The 18,936-nt window shown below is 64.4% G+C and carries 17 protein-coding genes; 12 read left to right on the plus strand and 5 right to left on the minus strand.

All coding sequences use genetic code 11. The annotated features are described in order from the left end of the window. Positions 1–6 precede the first annotated feature (6 nt). Positions 7–2,376 carry an Orn/Lys/Arg family decarboxylase gene (locus tag EV560_RS30450; RefSeq protein WP_131859605.1) on the minus strand — a complete coding sequence of 790 codons (2,370 nt, stop codon included), beginning with the start codon at positions 2,374–2,376 and terminating at the stop codon, positions 7–9. Positions 2,377–2,615: 239 nt separating this feature from the next. Between EV560_RS30450 and EV560_RS30455 the strand changes: the two genes are divergently transcribed. The 12 genes from EV560_RS30455 (at position 2,616) to EV560_RS30510 (ending at position 15,179) form a co-directional block, all read left to right on the plus strand. Further along, complete coding sequence (locus tag EV560_RS30455) at positions 2,616–3,491, plus strand: LysR substrate-binding domain-containing protein (RefSeq protein ID WP_131859606.1); 876 nt, start codon at positions 2,616–2,618, stop codon at positions 3,489–3,491. A 233-nt stretch (positions 3,492–3,724) separates the two neighbouring features. Then, a complete protein-coding gene (ehuB, locus tag EV560_RS30460; RefSeq protein ID WP_131859607.1) occupies positions 3,725–4,591 on the plus strand; it encodes an ectoine/hydroxyectoine ABC transporter substrate-binding protein EhuB in 867 nt (288 codons plus the stop codon). Positions 4,592–4,617: 26 nt separating this feature from the next. Further along, positions 4,618–5,277 carry an amino acid ABC transporter permease gene (locus tag EV560_RS30465; RefSeq protein ID WP_131859608.1) on the plus strand — a complete coding sequence of 220 codons (660 nt, stop codon included), beginning with the start codon at positions 4,618–4,620 and terminating at the stop codon, positions 5,275–5,277. Beyond that, positions 5,267–5,926, plus strand: coding sequence for an ectoine/hydroxyectoine ABC transporter permease subunit EhuD (gene ehuD, locus EV560_RS30470; protein WP_131859609.1), 660 nt, complete (start codon positions 5,267–5,269; stop codon positions 5,924–5,926). Before EV560_RS30465 ends, ehuD begins: the two co-directional genes overlap by 11 nt. A gap of 24 nt (positions 5,927–5,950) precedes the next feature. Beyond that, the gene (locus EV560_RS30475) at positions 5,951–7,108 is read left to right on the plus strand and encodes an amidohydrolase (RefSeq protein ID WP_131859610.1); all 1,158 of its coding nucleotides are present in this window, start codon (positions 5,951–5,953) and stop codon (positions 7,106–7,108) included. A gap of 90 nt (positions 7,109–7,198) precedes the next feature. Next, the gene (metC, locus tag EV560_RS30480) at positions 7,199–8,383 is read left to right on the plus strand and encodes a cystathionine beta-lyase (RefSeq protein WP_131859611.1); all 1,185 of its coding nucleotides are present in this window, start codon (positions 7,199–7,201) and stop codon (positions 8,381–8,383) included. Between the two features lie 313 nt (positions 8,384–8,696). Then, entirely contained in the window at positions 8,697–9,383 is a 687-nt protein-coding gene (locus EV560_RS30485) for a DUF2161 domain-containing phosphodiesterase (protein ID WP_131859612.1), read from the plus strand. A 118-nt stretch (positions 9,384–9,501) separates the two neighbouring features. Next, complete coding sequence (locus EV560_RS30490; protein WP_131859613.1) at positions 9,502–10,425, plus strand: LysR family transcriptional regulator; 924 nt, start codon at positions 9,502–9,504, stop codon at positions 10,423–10,425. A 262-nt stretch (positions 10,426–10,687) separates the two neighbouring features. Then, a complete protein-coding gene (locus EV560_RS30495) occupies positions 10,688–12,244 on the plus strand; it encodes an ABC transporter substrate-binding protein (protein ID WP_207908160.1) in 1,557 nt (518 codons plus the stop codon). A 52-nt stretch (positions 12,245–12,296) separates the two neighbouring features. Beyond that, a complete protein-coding gene (locus EV560_RS30500; protein WP_131859615.1) occupies positions 12,297–13,151 on the plus strand; it encodes an alpha/beta hydrolase family protein in 855 nt (284 codons plus the stop codon). A gap of 79 nt (positions 13,152–13,230) precedes the next feature. After that, positions 13,231–14,199, plus strand: coding sequence for an ABC transporter permease (locus EV560_RS30505; protein ID WP_131859616.1), 969 nt, complete (start codon positions 13,231–13,233; stop codon positions 14,197–14,199). A 65-nt stretch (positions 14,200–14,264) separates the two neighbouring features. Further along, a complete protein-coding gene (locus EV560_RS30510; RefSeq protein WP_131859617.1) occupies positions 14,265–15,179 on the plus strand; it encodes an ABC transporter permease in 915 nt (304 codons plus the stop codon). Positions 15,180–15,483: 304 nt separating this feature from the next. On the opposite strand, the gene EV560_RS30515 is transcribed toward EV560_RS30510, so the two are convergent. From EV560_RS30515 to EV560_RS30530, 4 genes are all read right to left on the minus strand, one after another. Continuing rightward, the gene (locus tag EV560_RS30515; protein WP_131859618.1) at positions 15,484–15,831 is read right to left on the minus strand and encodes a RidA family protein; all 348 of its coding nucleotides are present in this window, start codon (positions 15,829–15,831) and stop codon (positions 15,484–15,486) included. Between the two features lie 206 nt (positions 15,832–16,037). After that, positions 16,038–16,811 (minus strand): pyrroline-5-carboxylate reductase, encoded by a 774-nt coding sequence (locus EV560_RS30520; protein WP_131859619.1) that lies wholly within the window; start codon positions 16,809–16,811, stop codon positions 16,038–16,040. A gap of 26 nt (positions 16,812–16,837) precedes the next feature. Then, a complete protein-coding gene (locus tag EV560_RS30525) occupies positions 16,838–17,869 on the minus strand; it encodes a proline racemase family protein (RefSeq protein ID WP_131859620.1) in 1,032 nt (343 codons plus the stop codon). Between the two features lie 96 nt (positions 17,870–17,965). Then, positions 17,966–18,874, minus strand: coding sequence for a dihydrodipicolinate synthase family protein (locus EV560_RS30530; RefSeq protein WP_131859621.1), 909 nt, complete (start codon positions 18,872–18,874; stop codon positions 17,966–17,968). Positions 18,875–18,936 lie beyond the last annotated feature (62 nt).

Raw genomic sequence — 18,936 nt, forward strand, 5'->3', positions numbered from 1 at the left:
GTAATCTCAGCCCTGTGCCTGTTCGCTGGCGACATAGGTATACAGGCGCACGCGCCCGGCCGAGTCCACCTCGCGATAGACACCCTGGATCTCGACCTCGAAACCGGGGAAAGCGTTGAAGCTCGCCTCGAACATCTTGAGATAGTCGATCATCGGCTTGGCCCGCTCCGTCAGCAGCTCGCCCGGGACGATGGTGGCGATGCCCGGGGGATAGACGACGAAGGGCGTCGTCGCGATCCGCCCGGCAATGGCGTCGATCGGGAGGTATTCGACATCGTTGCGCACGAGACAGCGTGCGGCGTCATGCGGAGACATCGCCATCTCCGGCAGATGCTCGGGCGAGAATTGCCGGTTCTGCAGCCCGCTGACGTCGTGGTCGCGGAAGAAGCGGTGCATCTCGCCGCATAGGTCGCGCAGCCGCACACCGCCATAGCGGCCCGGCCGGCGCCGGTAGAATTCGGGGATCGCGTCCTCCAGCAGCGCGTTGTCGTCATGCAGCTTCTTGAAGGCGACGAGCCCGCTGATCAGCGTGCCGGCCTTGCTGGCCTCGACGCCGGGCGTCAGCAGGAACAGCAGCGAGTTGAGATCGTTCTTCTCTGCGACGATGCGGTTCTCGCGCAGGAACTGCGCGACGATCGGCGCCGGGATGCCATGCTCGGCATAGGCGCCGGTCTCGCGATCGAAGCCCGGCGTCAGCAGCGTCAGCTTGTTCGGGTCGGTCATCGCGAAGCCCGGCTGCATCCCCGCGAAGCCGTGCCAGGCCGCATCGGGACCGAGCTGCCAATAGCCAGGATTGCTGGCGAGCTGGTCGGTCGCGACCATTTCCCAGGCGACATCATGGACCGCGCCCTCGCGCGAGGCGTCGGCGATGCTGACCCGGTCCGGCACGAAGGGCTCGAAGAACCAGCGCCGCTCCGGCCTGATCTCCTTCTCCTCGAACTCGCGCCGCACGGCCCGGATCTTCTTGCGCAGCTCGATGCCGAGCCGGATCGTATCGTCCCAGAGCACCTCGCCGGAACGCCCCTTCATCATCTGCGCGCCGACATCGAGCGAGGCGAAGAGCGGGTAGAACGGCGAGGTCGAGGCATGCTGCATGAAGCTTTCGTTGAAGCGCCGGTGCTCGACACGTCGCTTCTGCCCCTTGATGTGCCGGTCCTTGATGTGGATCTGCGAGGCCTGGCTGAAGCTCGCCAGCTGCTTGTGGGTAGATTGCGTCGCGATGATGCCGGGCGAATCCGGCCCCAGCTCCGACAAGCCCATGGCGAAGCGCCCGGCATAAAGCGGGTGGAACTTCATGAAGCCGGCCCAGGCCTCGTCGAAGAGGATGTATTCGCAGAGATGGCCGATCTTATCGAGGATCATCTGCGCGCTGTGGATCGTGCCGTCATAGGTGCATTGCTCGACCACGGCGACGCGGAACGGGCGCGGCTTCTTCCAGGCCTCGGCATCCTTGACCAGCGGGTTGGTGCGGATGCGCTCACGCAGCGCCTCCTCGTCGAAGCTCTCCCAGCGCATCGGGCCGATCAGGCCCCAGGCATTGCGCGCGGTCGGGATATAGATCGGGATGCCGCCCGAGATGAGCAGCGCGCCGTGATGGGCGGCCTTGTGATTGTTGCGGTCGAACAGGACGAGGTCGTCGTCGGTGACCAGCGCGGAGAGCGCGACCTTGTTCGAGGTCGAGGTGCCGTTCAGGACGAAATAGGTCTTCTCCGCCCCGAAGATCTGCGCCGCTTCCTTCTGCGCCTTGAGCGCTGGCCCCTCATGGGTCAGGAGATCGCCGAGATCGAGCACGGAATTGTCGAGATCGTCGCGGAAGACGGCTTCGCCGAGATGCTCCATGAAGACGCGGCCGATCGGGCTGCGGCTGTAGAACACGCCGCCATTATGGCCCGGGCAGGTCCAGAGATGGTTGCCTTCCTCGGCATAGTCGACGAGCGCGCCGAAGAACGGCGTTTTCAGCGTCTCGGCATATTGCTTCAGCCGGCTGATCAGGCTCTTGGCGATGAAGGGCGGCGTCTCTTCCGAAAGGAAGATGTAGCCGTCGATGAAGTCGAGCACCTCGACCGGAACGTCCTCGAAGCGCTTGCGGCGGATCAGCAGGATGATCGGGAACTCGAGACCGCGGCGGCGCATCAGGTTGATCAGCGCCGCGGTCTTGCCCTCGAGCCCCTTCTTGCCCCAGTCGACCACCATGCAGCCGATGGCCGCATCGGTCTGGACGGCGATCTCGGCATCCTCGAGCTTGCGCGCCTTGACGACCTCGAAGCCAGAGCGCTCGATCTCCTCGACGATCTGGTTGTAGCGAAGCCCCTCGAGATCATCGCTGTCGAAGTTCGGCGTCGCGAAGAGAAAGGTGAAGCGCCTGAAATAGTCCATGCCACCTCCGTTGGCGTGAACCTCCAACATTGAGTGAGTCTTGCGACAATCCGGCGACCAGCGCCACCGGTTCAGCCTGCCGACCGAGCGCTGACTTGGATATCAGCAGATATTCTGAACATCGGCGATGGTAGGAGGCGAAAATTTGCCCCAACTCTCGCCCCCTGGCGGCAGGAACTTCTCGCGACAGTTCGTCGTGTATAGGTTGACTGCCGCATCAGCCACGCAGGGCGCCCGGAGTGAATCATCGCCAGCTCGAAACCTTCGCCGCGGTGATGAAGTCCGGGACGGTGTCGCGCGCCGCCGAACTGCTCGGGATCACGCAACCGGCCGTCAGCCGCACCGTCGCCGAACTGGAGCGCTCCATCGGCTTCCTGCTCTTCGACCGGGTCCGCAACCGCATCATCCCGACACCCGAAGCCAAGTTGTTCTATGCGCAGGTCGAAGCCTCCTTCCGCGGCATGGATACGCTGCGCGCCGCGGCCGCACGCATCCGCGATCATGGTTCCGGGCAGCTTCGCGTCGGCTCGCTCTCGGCGCTCGGCTCCTCGCTCGTGCCGAAGGCCGTCAAGCGGTTTCGCGAGGGACATCCCGATATCGGCGTGACGCTGATGGTGCTGCCTTCCCGCGATGTGCGCGACGGCGTCGCCTCCGGCCAATTCGATGTCGGGCTCGCGGCCGACGAGATCGATGTCAGCGGCGTGCTGCACCAGCCCTTCGTCTCGCCCCGCGTGCTCTGCGCCCTGCCGGTCGGTCACGCTTTGGCCGAGCGCGACGTCATAACCCCCTATGACCTGCGCGACCTGCCCTTCATCGCCTATGTCCCCGAAGATCGCGCGCGGCAGCGGCTCGACCTGATCTTCCATCAGGCCGATGTCAGTCCCCGCATCGTGGTCGAGACGATCTATGCCGCGACAGTCTGTGCCCTGGTGGCGGAAGGTGTCGGCGTCGGCCTCGTCAGCCCCTACGCGGTCGCGGGCATCGACCCCTCCCGCATCGTGCTGAAGCCGTTCGAGCCGGCGGTGCATAGCAAGAGCCTGCTGATCCTGCCGCTGGACCGGCCGAAATCGCAGCTCGTGCGCGATTTCATCGATTGCCTGCTCGCCTCGCGCTAGATCGCATCGGCTTTTCCGAAAACCCCAATCCCCTTCCCGGACCGGCACGCTAACCGGAAGCGCGGCAGGTATAAGTTTCAGGCATCGAGTTATTCCCCCCGCTCGATTGTCGCGCGAGCCTTGCCGGCTATCGTGACCGGCAGGCGGGCCTGAGCCCGCCGGATCGGAGCCCGGTCCAGAGCGGCGCAAGACCGTGGCGGGCAATCGATCGGCATCAATGCAGGGGATAGATCATGAGCTTTCCTTCCCGACGCCTCGCGCTCGGTCTCGCAGCCCTTGGCTTTGGCATTCTCGGCGGCTGGACAGCCCAGGCCCAGCAGCCCGACCTGTCCGGCAAGACCGTCATGGTCGGCATCCATAACCGCTCGCCCTGGGGCTATCGCGACAAGGATGGCAACGTGATCGGCTACCATCCCGATCTCGTCCGCGCCGCGCTCGCACCGCTCGGCGTCAAGAAGATCGAGTTCACGGTCGCCGATTTCGGCGCGCTCATTCCGGGCCTGCTCGCCAACCGCTTCGACATCATCGCCTCCGGCGTCGCCATCACGCCGGCGCGCTGCCAGCAGGTCCTGTTCAGCGAGCCGGATCTCTCGGCCGGCGACGGGCTGCTCGTGCTGAAGGGCAATCCGAAGAAGCTGCATAGCTACGAGGACATCGTGAAGAGCCCGGAGGTCAAGCTCGGCGGCGGGCGTGGCACGGAGAATGCCAAGAACGCGCTGGCGGCCGGCGTGCCGGAGGACCGGCTCCTGCTCTTCCCGAACAACGAGGCCGTGGTCAGCGCCATGCTCGCAGGCCGGGTCGATGCCGCCACCTTGTCGGCCGCGAGCGTTTCCGGGCTGATGGAGGCTGGCGGCATGAACGGGATCGAGCGTGCGCTGCCGTTCAAGGGTTACGTCAAGCCGGACGGGCAGGAATATATGATGGCGACCGCCGTCGTCTTCGCGCCGAAGGACAAGGAACTCCAGGCTGCCTACAACGCCCAGCTCGCCAAGCTGAAGGCCGACGGCACGATGAAGACGATCATGGCGAAATACGGCTTCACCGATGCCGAGATGCCGCCCAAGGCGACGACGGCCGAACTCTGCGCCGCCAAGCCCTGACCGCCCCGGCAGCACGCTGACCCGTCATGACATTCGCGGAAATCCTCGCCGGGATCTACGAAGGCTTCGGCGTGACCGCCTCGGTCACGCTGCTGGGCATGGCCTATGCCGTGCCCTTCGCCTTCATCGCGGGCGTGCTGCAATACAGCACCAGGGGCTGGGCCCATACGGCGGTCACGGCAGTGATCGAGTTCTGGCGATCCTCGCCGGTGATCATCCTGCTCTACGCCTTCTATTACACGCTGCCGGGCTTCGGCATCCGGCTCTCCGGGCTCGCTGTCGGCGCGCTGGTGCTCGGGCTGAATATCGGCGGCTATGGCAGCCAGGCGGTGCGCGCCGCGCTGCAGGCGCTCGACCGGGGCCAGGCCGAGGCGGGCCGCGCGCTCGGCTTCCGTCGCTGGCAGATCCTCCTGCTGATCGAGCTGCCCCAGGCCCTGCTCGCGATGATGCCGACCTTCGTCAACCAGTTCATCCAGCTGGTGAAGAGCACGGCGCTGGTTTCGCTGATCACGCTCAGCGACATGACCTTCCGCGCGAAGGAGATCTCGCAGCTCTATTACGACCCGGTGAAGGTCTATACCGGCCTTCTCGTCGCCTATTTCGTGCTCTGCTACCCGGCGACGATCATCGGCCGCTGGCTCGAGCGCAAGGTCGGCGCCGGACGGAAATTCGCCCATGATATTTGACCTGGGCTTCGCGCTCTCGATCGTGCCGCCGATCGCCAAGGCGCTCGGCACGACGCTGGCCGTCACGCTGCTGAGCTGCATATTCGCGGCACTGCTCGGCTTCGGGCTCGAGATCACCCGCCGCTCCAGCGAGCCGATGCGCTACGTCATGCGCTTCGTCATCGACTTCATCCGCTCCACGCCGGTGCTGGTGCAGCTCTATTTCCTCTACTATGTGCTGCCGGTCTACGGCATCAAGCTGCCGGCACTGGTCGTCGGCGTCGCCGCACTCAGCATCTATTATTGCGGCTACCTCGCCGAGGTCTTCAAGGCCGGCATCGACGGCATCGCCAAGGGCCAGTTCGAGGCGGCGAAATCGCTCGGCCTCAAGCATTGGCAGTCCGTGCTGCTGGTGATCGCGCCGCAGATGCTGCGCAACATCGCGGCTCCCATGGGCAACTACTTCATCTCGATCTTCAAATCGGCGCCCTATCTCGCCGTCATCGCCGTGCCGGAATCCTTTGGCTCGGCGCTCGACATCGCCTCCGACACCTTCCGCTACGGCGAGCCGATGGCGGTGGTCGGCGCGATCTTCCTCGCCATCGCCGTCACGCTGTCCTTCCTGATCCGCCAGCTCGAAGCGCGCCTCGCGCTCTCGGCCAAGCGCTGACGGTCCCTTCCGCAGAGATCCATCATGGACCAGGCTTTCCTCGACCAGCTCAAGCAATGGCGCCGCCATCTGCATGCCCATCCCGAGCTCTCCGAGCATGAACACGGCACCTCTGCCTTCGTGCAGGAGAGGCTGACGGAGCTCGGCATTCCCTTCGTCGCGAATGTCGGCGGAACCGGCGTGGTCGCGACGCTGTCGCGGCCGGGCTCGAACCGGACCGTGGGCCTGCGCGCCGACATGGACGCACTGCCGATCCACGAGCTGAACGATACGCCCCATGCTTCGAAGACGCCGGGCGTGATGCATGCCTGCGGGCATGACGGGCACACGGTCTCGCTGCTCGGCGCGGCCGCGGCGCTCGCCCGCGACGAGAGCTGGAAGGGCCAGATTCAGTTCATCTTCCAGCCGGCCGAGGAGAACGGCGTCGGCGCCAAGGCGATGATCGCCGACGGGCTGTTCGAGCGCTTCCCGATGGAGCGCGTCTTCGCCTTCCATAATTGGCCGGGTCTGGAGACCGGCACGGTCGCGGTCCACAATGGGCCGGTGATGGCGGCCGGCGGGCGCTGGAGCGTGACCTTGCACGGGCTCGCCGGCCATGCCGCGATCCCGCACCTGACGCGCGACCCGATCGTCGCCGCCGGCCATCTCATCGTCGCCCTGCAGACCATCGTCTCGCGCAATGTCGATCCGGTCGATGCGGTCGTGCTCTCGATCGGCCAGATCAATGGCGGCGTCGTCAGCAATCAGATCCCGGAAAGCGTGACCCTGCTCGGCACCCTGCGCACATACCGGCAGGAGGTGCGCGAGGCGGTGATCAAGCGCATGGAAAGCATCATCGCCGGCATTTGCGAGGCCTATGGCATGCGCGCCGATGTCGAGATCCTCTCGACCGGCCGCGCCATCATCAATTCCGCTGCCGAGGCCGAGCTCTCGGTCGCAGCGGGACAGGCGATCGGCGCGAAGGTTCGACGCGACCTGCGCCCCAGCACGACCGGCGACGATTTCTCGTTCCTGATCAAGGAGCGCCCCGGCGCCTATGTCTGGATCGGCAACGGCCCTGCCGTCGACGAGGGCGAACTGCACAACGCCCGCTACGATTTCAACGACGAGATCCTTCCGGTCGCCATCGACTGGATGAGCCAGGTCGCGCGCCTCGCGCTCGCCGACCGACCGGCCACCTGAACCATAACGTGGCGGCATCATCTCATGCCGACCGCCTGATTGTCCCTGTCTCAGAACAGCTTACGCCTCGTCCCACGAAAGGGATTTGACATGCACGACCTCACCCGCTGCGTCCATCATCCAGCCGTCAACACCGAGGGCTATGCCAGTCTCGCGGTCGCCACCCACCGCGCCTCGACCATCGTCTATCCAGACGCCGAGACCTTCTCGCAGCGTAAGTACCGCGGCTTCGACGGCTATACCTACGGGCTGCACGGCACACCGACGACACGCACGCTCGAAGCCCAGCTCAGCGAACTGCATGGCGGCGTCCGCACCGTGCTCGTGCCCTCCGGCCAGGCGGCGGTGACCGTGGTCATGCTGTCCTTCCTGCTGCCGGGCGACCGCGTCCTGATCCCGGACCATGTCTATCCGCCCGTGCGCAGCTTCTGCGAAGAGTACTTGAAGCCGCGCGGCATCGATTATGGCGTCTACGACCCGCTGATCGGCGCGGGTATCGGCGCGCTGATCGACGAACGGACCAAGCTCGTCTGGGTCGAGTCGCCGGGCTCCGGCACGATGGAGGTCCAGGACGTGCCGGCCATCGTCAAGGCGGCCAAGGCCAAGGGTGCGCTGGTCGGCTGCGACAACACCTGGGCGACGCCGCTGCTGTTCAAGCCACTGGCCCATGGCGCCGATTTCGCCTGCGAGGCGCTGACCAAATATGTCGGCGGCCATTCCGACCTGCTGCTCGGCTCGATCACGGTCAAGGATATCGCCCTGCGTCAGACGATGAAGGAGACGATCCGGGCAATGGGCGTCGGCGTCTCGCCCGACGAATGCGCGCTTGCCCTGCGGGGCATCGAGACGATGGGCATCCGCGTCGCCCATATGGGCAAGGTCTCGGAGGATTTCGCCAGACGGCTGACCCGCTCGCCGGCAGTGGATCTCGTGCTGCATCCGGCCCTCCCCTCCTGCCCCGGCCATGAATTCTGGGCACGCGACATCAAGCGCTCCTCGGGCGTGTTAAGCATCGTGCTGAAGCCCGGCGCCGAGGCGAATCTCGACGCCGCTCTGACGGCGCTGAAGGTCTTCGCCATCGGCGCTTCCTGGGGCGGCACCCGCAGCCTGATCGCGCCGATGGCGGTGAAGGGCGACCGCACGGTCAATCCCTGGACCCACCAGGGCACGATTCTGCGCATCAGCATCGGCCTCGAGGATCCCGACGACCTCTGGACGGATCTCGACGCCATGCTGTTCAAGCTCGAGAACGCGACGGCCGCCAAGGTCGCCTGAACACCGATCACGAACGAGACGCTGCCGCCCGACAATCTCGCACCAAAGCATTTTCGAGCGAAGTGGAGACCGGTTCGCCTGAAGAAAATGCGCTAAAACAAGGGGCTAGAGAATTTTCGCGCTTCGGGGAAGCGCGGAGATGCTCTAGAGCATCGGACCGAAAAGTGGAATCCACTTTTTGGGTAAGTCCGATGCCAGATCAAAGGGATAGATCGCCACTTCGCGTCCGAAAGGACGCGCGGCGATCTAGCGGCGTTTGCCTCTCCGAAACGACTATCGGGCATGTTGACCGTCTGTCGTCCGGAGGTCGGGTTTGGAAACGTCTCTTTATGCACCGGTCAAGCGCTTCCTCGAGGGGCTGGGCTATTCCGTGAAGGGAGAAATCGGACGCTGCGACCTTGTCGGCCTTCGCGACGACGACCCGGCCGTGGTGGTGATCGGCGAATTGAAGCTGAGCTTCAATCTCGAGCTCATTCTGCAGGGCGTGGACCGGATGAGTCTCGGCGACGAGATCTGGCTCGCGGCGCAACTCTCCGCCAGGGGCAAGGGCCGCGAAAGCGATCCGAGATACCGCAATCTCTGTCGGCGCCTCGGCTTTGGGTTGCTCGGTGTGTCCAATTCCGGCCGCGTCGATATCCTTGTGTCCCCGACTGCGCCCACGCCACGGAAAGACCCTCGCCGTCGCTCGAGATTGGTCGAGGAGCACAAGCGCCGCCAGGGTGACCCCGCCGCTGGCGGAAGCACGCGCAAGCCGATCATGACGGCATATCGCCAGCAGGCGCTTGCCTGCGCGGCGGCGATGACGACAGCGCCGCAACGACCGCGAGATCTCAAGCAAGCCTTTCCCGATGCCCAGAAGATCCTGCACCGGAATGTCTATGGCTGGTTCGAGCGCTCCGAACGCGGCGTCTACGCCCTGACCGAGACAGGTCGGAGCGCGGTGGAGACATGGCTGCCTCAGGCACCGACCAGCCCTGACGGAAGCGGGGCATCCGCTTAGGCTCAGCAGCAACTTGCGATGATCCGTGCGGACCCAGCCTTCCCGCGCGGCCGTTGCGCGGAAGTCGCCATCAGATTCCCCAATCGCCTTGACCGACCATCCGTAAATTCAATACTCGATGGCCATGAAGCTGAGGGAACTCGAAGCTTTTCGGGCTATTCTGCAAACCGGCACGGTGACTGGCGCGGCGGCGCAACTGCGCCTCACCCAGCCGCAAGTCAGCCGCCTGATCGCAAATCTCGAGGCGGAGTGCGGCTTCCCGCTCTTCATCCGGCAGAACCAGCGCCTGATCGCGACGAGCGAGGCGCGCATCTTCAATGTCGAGTCCGAGCGCCTGCTGCGCGGCCACGAGGAGGTCAAGGCCGCCGCCCATCGAATCCGCAATCAGCAGTCCGACCATGTCAGGATCGTAACGGCCCAACCGCTTGCCGATGGCCTCGTCTCGCCCGCGCTGCGCCTCCTGACATCGCGCAACGACAAGGCGACGTTCTCGATCGAGATACGCTCGAAAATCGAGATCGAAGCCCGCATGGGTCAACATCATTTCGATCTCTGCGTGTCGTCCCTCCCGATACACCACGTCGCGATCACCACGGAGCCTTTCGCCTTCCGTGAGGCCGTCATCATGCTGCCCGCCGGCCATCGCCTGGCGTCGCAACCGATCATCAAGCTCGCGGAGCTGGCGGAGGAGCCATTGGTCGTGACGAGGCGCGGAACCTATCTTCGCGATCATCTCGACCACGTCTTCGCGGATGCGGGCATCATCCCGAATATTCGCGTGGAAACAGCCCTGAGCGGGTTTGCCGGCAAGCTGGTCTCCGAAGGCATCGGCATTGCCTTTGTCGACCCTTTCGCCGCCTTCGCGCTCAAGAGCGAACGGGTCGTCTTGAAACCGGCGGAGCCCGCGATGGCGCTGGGCTATGCCTTCGTCCTACCGGCCTGGCAGCCGGCCTCTGCAATTACGCGCGCTTTGATGGGGTGCATCGCCGAGGTCGAAGCGACCCTTGAGAGGATTGGCGGCCACGGCAAGCCGGAAAAATAGTCGAAGAAATCGCAGCCTCGGCGCGAGATCACGATCATACATTTTCCGCATGACTTTAAAAATATTATGAATTTGACGCATAAAGGTCGCGGCGACAACAGTAGCGGATGACGCATTGAAGCGGCATCTGCGGAGATCATCGATACCCCGCAGCAAACAGACGCCAGGAGATGGCGAACACTATTGTTCGCGATACTCGCGCCTGAAAACAGCCGAGGGGACAATGAGCGATATCGCATTCACACGTCGACATGTACTGACGATGACATTGGCTGGTCTGGCCTCAGTGCCCTTCATCGGCGCGGCTTCGGCGCAGAGCGGGCGGCGCCTGCGGATCGGCGTGGCCGCGCCTGCGACGACCCTGGACCCTCATCTCCAGAATAACGGGCCGAACAACGCCCTTGCCACGCATATCTTCGATTCCCTCGTCATCAACAACGAGACCTCACAGTCGAAGCCGGGACTAGCCAGTTCCTGGCGGACTCTCGACGATACGCATTGGGAATTCACGCTGCGCGACGGTGTGAAATTCTCCGACGGAACGGCTTTCGGCTTCGAGGACGTCAAGGTTTCGATCGAGCGCGCCACAAACCTGCCGAGCAGTTCCTCTTTCCGGGCCTATACCCGCAACGTGAAGGCCGTGACGCCGGGGGGCGCGCCGAACACGATCGTGATCGAGACGCGGACACCTGATCCGCTGCTGCTGAATTCGCTCAGCCGCGTCCGTATCATCTCCGCGCGCTTCAAGGATGCGCCCAGCGGCGATTTCGACGCCGGCAGGGCCGCGATCGGCACCGGGCCCTTCCTGCTCAAGGAATATGTGCCGGGCAGCCATACGCTGCTCGCTCGCAACGACGCCCATTGGGGCGCGAAGCCGGCCTGGGACGAGGTGATCCTGCGCATCGCCAGCAACAGCGGCACGCGCATCGCGGGTTTGCTCGCAGGCGAGTTCGATATCGTCGAGAACGTGCCGGCCGAGATGCTCGACCGGATCAAGGCCGACAGCAAGCTCCACGTGATCACCGGCGTCTCCAGCCGCGTCGTTTTCATGGGCTTCGATTTCGGCCGCGACGTGACGCCGTTTGCGACCGACGCTTCCGGCAAGCCGCTGGCTCGCAATCCCTTCAAGGATCCAAAAGTCCGTCAGGCTTTCGATTACGCCATCAATCGCCAGGCGATCGTCGACCGGGTCATGGAGCAGCAGGCGACCGTGGCGGCTCAATATCTCCCGACCGGCGCGCCCGGCACCTCGGACAAGCTCAAGCCGACGCCCTTCGACCTGGCCAAGGCGAAGGCGCTGCTGGCCGAGGCCGGCTATCCGCAAGGCTTCAAGCTGACCATTCACGGGTCCAACGACCGCTACATCAACGACAGCAAAATCATGCAGGCCATCGCGCAGATGCTGACGCGGGCGGGCATCGAGACGAAGGTCGAGCTGCTGCCGTGGTCGGTCTATTTCCCGAAATGCAACAACAACGAATTCAGCTTCTTCCTGGGCTCCTTTGGCGTGAATACGGGAGAGACGTCGAATCCCATCGTCGCGATCAATGCGACGTTCGACGCCAAGACCGGCATGGGTCCGGTCAATTTCGGCCGCTATTCCAATCCCGCGCTCGATGCCAAGCTCAAGCAGGCGCTTCCTCTGCTCGATGACAACGCCCGCAACGGGCTCCTGGCGCAGGCGAGCGAGATCGTTTTCGACGATCGCGCGATCCTGCCGCTGCATTTCGAGGGGCTCATCCTCGCCGCGCAAAAAGGCATCGAATACGCCACCCGGGCCGATCAATACACGCTGGCGATGGGCGTGACGAAGGCCTGATCGAGCCTATCTCACTGAGCTCAAACGAATAATCCGACCTATAGGCGACTCTATGAACGACTTCGAGACCAAGGCCCGCGCGCAATACGACATGGGCCCGACGGCGATGTTCGCCGCCAAGGCCGATCCACGCATCCATTACTGCCTTTACGTTCCGCCTTCGGTCGCTCGGGGCGAGCAGACCGATCTGCTCGTCGCCGTCCACGGCAGTTCGCGCACATCGTTCCTGGAATATCGGGATGCGTTCGCGTCCTTCGGTCACTGGAACAACTGCGTCATCCTCTGCCCGATTTTTCCCATCGGCATCCGGGGCGACGGCGCGCGCCACGGCTACAAGTACATGCAGGAGGGCGATATACGTTATGACGAGGTCCTGCTCTCGATCGTCGCGGAACTCGCCGGGAAATACGGGCAGGACTGGTCGAAATTCGCCATGTTCGGCTTTTCCGGGGGCGGGCATTTCACGCACCGCTTCACCATCATGCACCCCGACAGGCTCTGGGCCGCATCGATCGGGGCCCCCGGTTCCGTGACGCTGCTCGATCCCAGCCGCAACTGGTGGGTCGGCATCAAGGACATGAAGGAGCGCTTCGGCATCGATTTCGATCCCGCCGCCCTCGCGAAAGTCCCGGTGCAGATGCTCGTGGGCGAGCAGGATATCGAGACCTGGGAGATCATCCACCAGCCGGGAAGCGCGACATGGATGGAAGGTGCGAACGATGCCGGCGGCACGCGTCCGGAACGGTTGAAGGCGTTGAAGGCCTCGTTCGAGAGCGCCGGCGTTTCGGTGCGGTTCGAGCTCGTTCCCGGCATCGCCCATGAGCGGCTTCGGGTGCTCGGACGCGTTCAGGACTTCCTGGCCGGCGTCCTGAAGCAGCGCCGCTCTCGCGGCGGTGAGGACCGTTGAGCCGGGCCCCCCGTAGCGACCGTCGGGCTCGCTCCTGCGAGCCGCCATCGCTGCCGGGCTGCGATAGGATGATGCGACCATGATTGGCTGGCTGGCCCGCCGCGTCGTGCAAGCGATCTTCGTCATGCTGGCGATGACGGTGATCGTCTTCATCGGCGTCAATGTCATCGGCAATCCGGCGGATATCCTGATCCCGCCGGATGCCGACCAGATCGAGCGCGCGCGGGTGATCGCGCAGCTTGGCCTGGATAAGCCCCTGTGGGAGCAATACGCCTCGTTCCTGTGGGGCGTGCTGCACGGCGATTTTGGCAAGAGCTTCGTGTTCGGCGAGCCGGCACTCAAGGTCATCCTGCAGCGCATGCCTGCGACGCTCGAGCTGGCGCTGGTCGCGATGGTCTTCGCCGTGCTCGTCGGCATTCCGCTCGGCCTCTATGCCGGCCTGCGCCCCAATGCCCCCGGCGCCCGGGCCGTCATGGCGATCTCGATCCTCGGCTTCTCGCTTCCGAGCTTCTGGGTCGGCCTGCTGCTGATCATGCTCTTCTCGGTCCAGCTCGGCTGGCTGCCAACCGGCGGCCGCGGTGAAACCCGCGAATTCCTCGGGATGCACTGGTCGTTCCTGACCGCCGACGGCCTGAGGCATCTCGTGCTGCCCGCGCTCAATCTCGCCCTGTTCAAGATCTCGCTCGTGATGCGCCTGGCGCGGGCCGAGACGGGAGAGGTCATGCCACAGGATTATGTCCGCACCGCTTTCGCCAAGGGCCTCTCCGAAGGCGCCGTCATCCGCACCCATGTGCTCAGGAATACGCTGATCCCGGTCGCCACGGTCGTCGGACTGGAGTTCGGCTCCGTCATCGCCTTCTCGGTCGTGACCGAGACGATCTTCGCTTGGCCCGGCATGGGCAAGCTGATCATCGACAGCATCCACCTGCTCGATCGGCCGATGATCGTCGCCTACCTGCTGGTGATCGTCGTGCTCTTCATCGTCATCAACCTCGTCGTCGATCTGATCTACGCATCGCTCGACCCCCGAATACGCCTCGAGAACTGACGTCCGGCACTTGCCGGGACACCGCCGGCCCCGCCGTATTCGCCTTCTCTGGATGAGCCTCATCGATGAACACGCATGTTTCACAGGGCCAGGTCGAAGCGGTTCTCGTCCAGACGCCGCTTCGTCGCTTCGCGCGCGCCTTCAGCCAGTCGCGGCTGGCCATGCTCGGGCTCGTTCTCTTCACTGTCATCGCGCTGGCCGCGCTTTTCGCGCCTCTGCTGGCGCCGCAGAACCCCTACGACCTGATGCAGCTGGACATCATGGATGGCCGCCTGCCGCCCGGCTCCCGCTCGGCGACGGGCATGGTCTACTGGCTCGGCACCGACGACCAGGGGCGCGACATGCTGTCGGGCATCCTCTACGGCCTGCGGATATCGTTGCTTGTCGGCGTCTGTTCGGCCCTGGTCGCCGCCGCGATCGGCACGACGCTGGGACTGTTCGCGGCCTATGCCGGGGGCCGCATCGAGAGCGCGCTGATGCGCCTCGTCGACCTGCAGCTGTCCTTTCCCACGATTCTCGTCGCGCTGATGATCCTGTCCTTCCTCGGCAAGGGCGTCTTCAATGTCATCCTGGCCCTGGTGATCGTCGAATGGGCGACCTATGCGCGAACCGCGCGGGCGAGCGCGCTCCGGGAGCGGCGCAAGGAATATATCGAAGCCGCCATCTGCCATGGCGCCTCGCCCCTGCGCATCCTGTTCGGTCATCTGCTGCCGAACTGCATGCCGCCGCTCATGGTCATCGTCACGATCCAGGTCGGGCGTGCGATCGCACTCGAGGCGACCTTGTCCTTCCTTGGCCTGGGCGTGCCGGTCACCGAACCGAGCCTCGGCCTGCTCATCGCCAACGGCTACCAGTACATGCTCTCGGGGAAGTTCTGGATCAGCTTCTATCCGGGGCTGGCCCTGCTCGCGACAGTCGTCTCGATCAACCTCATCGGCGACCAGCTCCGCGACGTCCTGAACCCGCGCAAGCGGTCCTGATCGGCGCCGTCGCCGAACTCGATGGCTGGCTGCGCGGACGACCACTGCGCGCGCGAAATCATTCGATACTTGGGGGAGCAAACGACTTGCGCGCCTGGCGCCGGATGTCGTTGAGCTCTGCCCTCACTCGTCACACAGTTGCGCTGCCGGCGCTTGAGGAGCGCCGGCAGCGTGAAGACGTCAGCGGATCGCTGGAACGGGTTTAGAGCATTTTCGAGCGAAGTGGATACCGGTTCGCGTGAAGAAAATGCGTCAAAACAAGTAGATAGAGATTTTTCGCGATTCGAAGAAACGCGGAAATGCTCTAGGAGGTCGCGGCGACGATCGTGATCTCGACCTTCAGGCCGGGCTCGAGCAGAGCCATCTGGCCGGTCGAGCGTGCCGGCGGATTGGTGGGATCGACCCACTTGTCCCAAACCGCATTCATGCCGGCGAAATCCCGCCTGTCGGCCAGCCAGACAATCGCCTGGAGAATCCGCGACTTGTCGGTCCCCGCAGCAGCCAGCAGCCGGTCGATTGAAGCCAGCACGGAGCGGGTCTGCTCCTCGATGCTCTGGTCTTCGACGCCAACCTGCCCGGTGAGGTAGACAGTCTGGGCATGGGCGACTGCCTGGGACAGGCGGCCATTGGGCTGGATACGTGCGATGGACATCTCTTGATCCTTCCAAGTCAGATGCGGGGATTTTGGGTCGCGAAAGCAGGCGTGCAGCCTCGACAGCCGGGCGTGAGGGCGCTCGATCACACCGTTTGCTGGCCGTGCGGTGAAAGGCAGGGGTCGCCTTGCGAACCTCCAGACCTTCCATGAGGTCTTGGACGAGCGCTCGACGTCCCCGGTTAAGTGCCGGAGTTGGCCGAGGGCTAGGCCTGAGCCCTGATCAGCCTTTCCTTGATGGCATCAAGGGCGAGCGAGACATTCGAGAAGACGCCCTGGGCGCTCAGAAAATTCAGGACCTGCTCGTTCAGGCCGCCGCGCGTCTGATACTCCGCGGCGAGCGCGGCGAATTCCCGCCCCGCTGCCGCGCCGAGATTGCCGCCCAGCCCGACCAGCATCTGACCGACATAGGGCTGGGCCTTTTCATGTGCGACGCCATTGGCAACCATCCATGAGGAAATCGCCTCGGCGAACTGGAAATAGCTCGCCATCATCGCCGTCCCGGCCGTAAAGGCGTGGAACTCGCTCTCGTTATCCAGTTCAATCGCCGTGCCCAGCGGCTCGAACAGCGCTTTCACGGTCGGGTGTGGCGGGAAGAAAGCGGTCGGCCCCTGCCGTTGCGCGACTGTGGGGATCGGCACCGCCCTGGTGACGGTCGACGCTGGAGCCGTGACCTCCTTGAGGTAGTCCAGGGAGACCGCGGCGATCAGGCTGATCGCGTGGTGATCCGGCCGGAACCGCAGCGCGCGCAGGACGCCATCCGCGATCTGTGGCCGAACCGCGAGGAACACGACATCGCTCGCATCCAGCACGGCCTGATTTGTCGCCGCAACGCGCACATTCGAGAAGCGCGCAGCCAGATCAGCCGCGACATCGGCATTGCGTGGGGACAGGGTGATCGCATGGTCGCGATCCACAGCACATAGCCCTTCGATGATGGCGGCCGCGATGGCCCCGGTGCCGATAAACCCAAGTCTCATGATCTGCATTCCCTGCGCCCATTCGATCAGCACGACATCCATGTGTCGTTCAGGCGATAGCCCTCGGGGAACGGATCTTCGGGGTCCGTGCCGTAACAGGAAACCCCAGTCAGCCAGGCTCGCCCCGCGACGCGCGTCATCACGGCCGGGCCCCCCCCGACTGTCGCGGTCCCCTCGATCCTGCATCCGAAGACCGTATCGAGCAGCGAATAATGGTTGAATGCCTCGCCGACCTCCAATTCGCCGCGGGCATGCATCAAGGCCATGCGCGCCGAGCTGCCGGTGCCGCAGGGGCTGCGGTCGACACGGCCCGGGGAGACGATCACGGCATTCCTGGCGCTCTTGATCCCGTCCCTCTCGTGGAGCGGGCCGGCGAACAAGGTCTGGTTGATGGTATGAATGCCGGGATTCTCGGGGTGGACGGAGGGGAGCTGCTCCGCCGCCGCCAGCTTGATCCGCTCCCCGAGTTCCACCAGCGCGCGCGCGTCGTTCCGCTCCAGCCGGAATCCGAGGCTGTCGGCGGAGACGATGACATAGATCATGCCGCCATAGCTCACATCGACCTGGATGCGCCCGAGCCCGGGGACATCCACGCTCTTGTCGCGATGCATCACGAAGGCCGGCACGTTCTGGAAGGACACGCGGCGGCACTTGCCGCCGTCACATTCGGCCTCGACCTGGACAAGCCCGGCAGGGGTATCCACGCACAGCTTCACGACGCCATCGCGCATCCCAATCATGCCCGTCTCGAGGACGGCGGTCACGGTGCAGATCAGGTTCGAGCCCGACATCGGCGGGTAGTAATCCGACTCGATCACGATCATGCCGAAATCGGCTTCGGCAGCGACCGGCGGTGTCACCAGATTGACCGCGGCGTTCACGCTGCCGCGTGGATCAGACAGCAGCATGGTCCTGAGCCAGTCCTGGTCGCGCTGGATCGCGACCTGGCGCTCGAACATCGAGTTCGCGCGCGGCGCGATCACGCCGCCGGTGATGACCCGCCCAACCTCCCCTTCGGCGTGAGCGCCGACGACGGTGACGACCTGCTGTAATCTCATGCTCGCTCCGAATGACAGGCTGCGAGGCTTGCCATCAGCGAGCCTCGCAACATTTGCCTAACCGCGGCCCGCCGGAATCCCGGCCGGCCACCTGCGTCACGCCGCGAGCTTCGCGCGCGCCTTCAGGGCATCGATTGCGGCCTGCACCGTATCGATGACGTGCTTGCGCTCCTCGCCGACGAGCGGGAGGCGCGGTGCGCGCGTCCATTCCGGAGCGCCATAGACGAGGTGCTCGGCGAGCTTGATGTACTGCACCAGCTTGACATGGGTATCGAGATGGAAGGACGGCGTCAGGATGCGATAAAGCTCGCGCGCTTCCGCGTATTTGTTGGCCCGGCAGAGATTGAACAGCTGCACGCATTCGGCCGGCCAGGCGTTGGTCATGCCGGAGACCCAGCCGGTGACGCCGAGCGCGGCGCTTTCGACGATGAGATCGTCGACACCGCAGAACACGCTGAAGCGGTCTCCGCAGGCGATATAGGTATCCGTGACGCGCCGGATATCGCCGGTCTCTTCCTTGATGCAGACGATTTCCCTGGTGTCCGCGAGCTGGAGGAGCATCTCTGGCGTCACGTCGACGCCATAGGCGATCGGGTTGTTGTAGATCATGATCGGCAGTGCCGAGGCGCTGGCCAGCTGCTTGTACCAGTGCACGGTCTCGCGCGGATCGGTCTTGTAGCCGAGGCTCGGGAACGCCATCAGGCCCTGGGCGCCGAAGCTCTCGTATTTGCGGGCATTCGCCTTGACCGTCTCGACGGTGGTTTCGCAGATGCCGGAGAGCACCGGGACGCGCCCGGCAGCGGCCTCGACGCCGGCGCGAATGACGGACTCGCGCTCGCCGATCGAGAGCGACGCGTTCTCGCCGAGCATCGGCAGGACGATGACGCCGGAAACACCGTTCTTGATCAGCCGGTCGACCGACTTCTGGCAGGCGTCGAGATCGAGGCTGCCATCCTCGTTCAGCTTGGTCGTCACCGCCGGGAAGACACCGGTCCAGATGGTCATGTTAGCGCTCCTTGATCTGCGTATTGGATCCAATATCCTGCATTCAATCGCTTGTCCATAGC

This window comes from Allobosea sp. BK604, assembly GCF_004341515.1.
Classification (GTDB): Bacteria; Pseudomonadota; Alphaproteobacteria; order Rhizobiales; family Beijerinckiaceae; genus Allobosea.

Excerpts from the sequence above, each read along its gene's own strand:
- EV560_RS30505 (WP_131859616.1), top strand. The coding sequence starts at position 13,231 with ATGATTGGCTGGCTGGCCCGCCGCGTCGTGCAAGCGATCTTCGTCATG.
- EV560_RS30530 (WP_131859621.1), bottom strand. The coding sequence starts at position 18,874 with ATGACCATCTGGACCGGTGTCTTCCCGGCGGTGACGACCAAGCTGAAC.
- EV560_RS30525 (WP_131859620.1), bottom strand. The coding sequence starts at position 17,869 with ATGAGATTACAGCAGGTCGTCACCGTCGTCGGCGCTCACGCCGAAGGG.
- EV560_RS30475 (WP_131859610.1), top strand. The coding sequence starts at position 5,951 with ATGGACCAGGCTTTCCTCGACCAGCTCAAGCAATGGCGCCGCCATCTG.
- EV560_RS30465 (WP_131859608.1), top strand. The coding sequence starts at position 4,618 with ATGACATTCGCGGAAATCCTCGCCGGGATCTACGAAGGCTTCGGCGTG.
- EV560_RS30450 (WP_131859605.1), bottom strand. The coding sequence starts at position 2,376 with ATGGACTATTTCAGGCGCTTCACCTTTCTCTTCGCGACGCCGAACTTC.
- ehuD (WP_131859609.1), top strand. The coding sequence starts at position 5,267 with ATGATATTTGACCTGGGCTTCGCGCTCTCGATCGTGCCGCCGATCGCC.
- ehuB (WP_131859607.1), top strand. The coding sequence starts at position 3,725 with ATGAGCTTTCCTTCCCGACGCCTCGCGCTCGGTCTCGCAGCCCTTGGC.
- EV560_RS30520 (WP_131859619.1), bottom strand. The coding sequence starts at position 16,811 with ATGAGACTTGGGTTTATCGGCACCGGGGCCATCGCGGCCGCCATCATC.
- EV560_RS30510 (WP_131859617.1), top strand. The coding sequence starts at position 14,265 with ATGAACACGCATGTTTCACAGGGCCAGGTCGAAGCGGTTCTCGTCCAG.
- EV560_RS30515 (WP_131859618.1), bottom strand. The coding sequence starts at position 15,831 with ATGTCCATCGCACGTATCCAGCCCAATGGCCGCCTGTCCCAGGCAGTC.
- EV560_RS30500 (WP_131859615.1), top strand. The coding sequence starts at position 12,297 with ATGAACGACTTCGAGACCAAGGCCCGCGCGCAATACGACATGGGCCCG.
- metC (WP_131859611.1), top strand. The coding sequence starts at position 7,199 with ATGCACGACCTCACCCGCTGCGTCCATCATCCAGCCGTCAACACCGAG.
- EV560_RS30490 (WP_131859613.1), top strand. The coding sequence starts at position 9,502 with ATGGCCATGAAGCTGAGGGAACTCGAAGCTTTTCGGGCTATTCTGCAA.
- EV560_RS30495 (WP_207908160.1), top strand. The coding sequence starts at position 10,688 with ATGACATTGGCTGGTCTGGCCTCAGTGCCCTTCATCGGCGCGGCTTCG.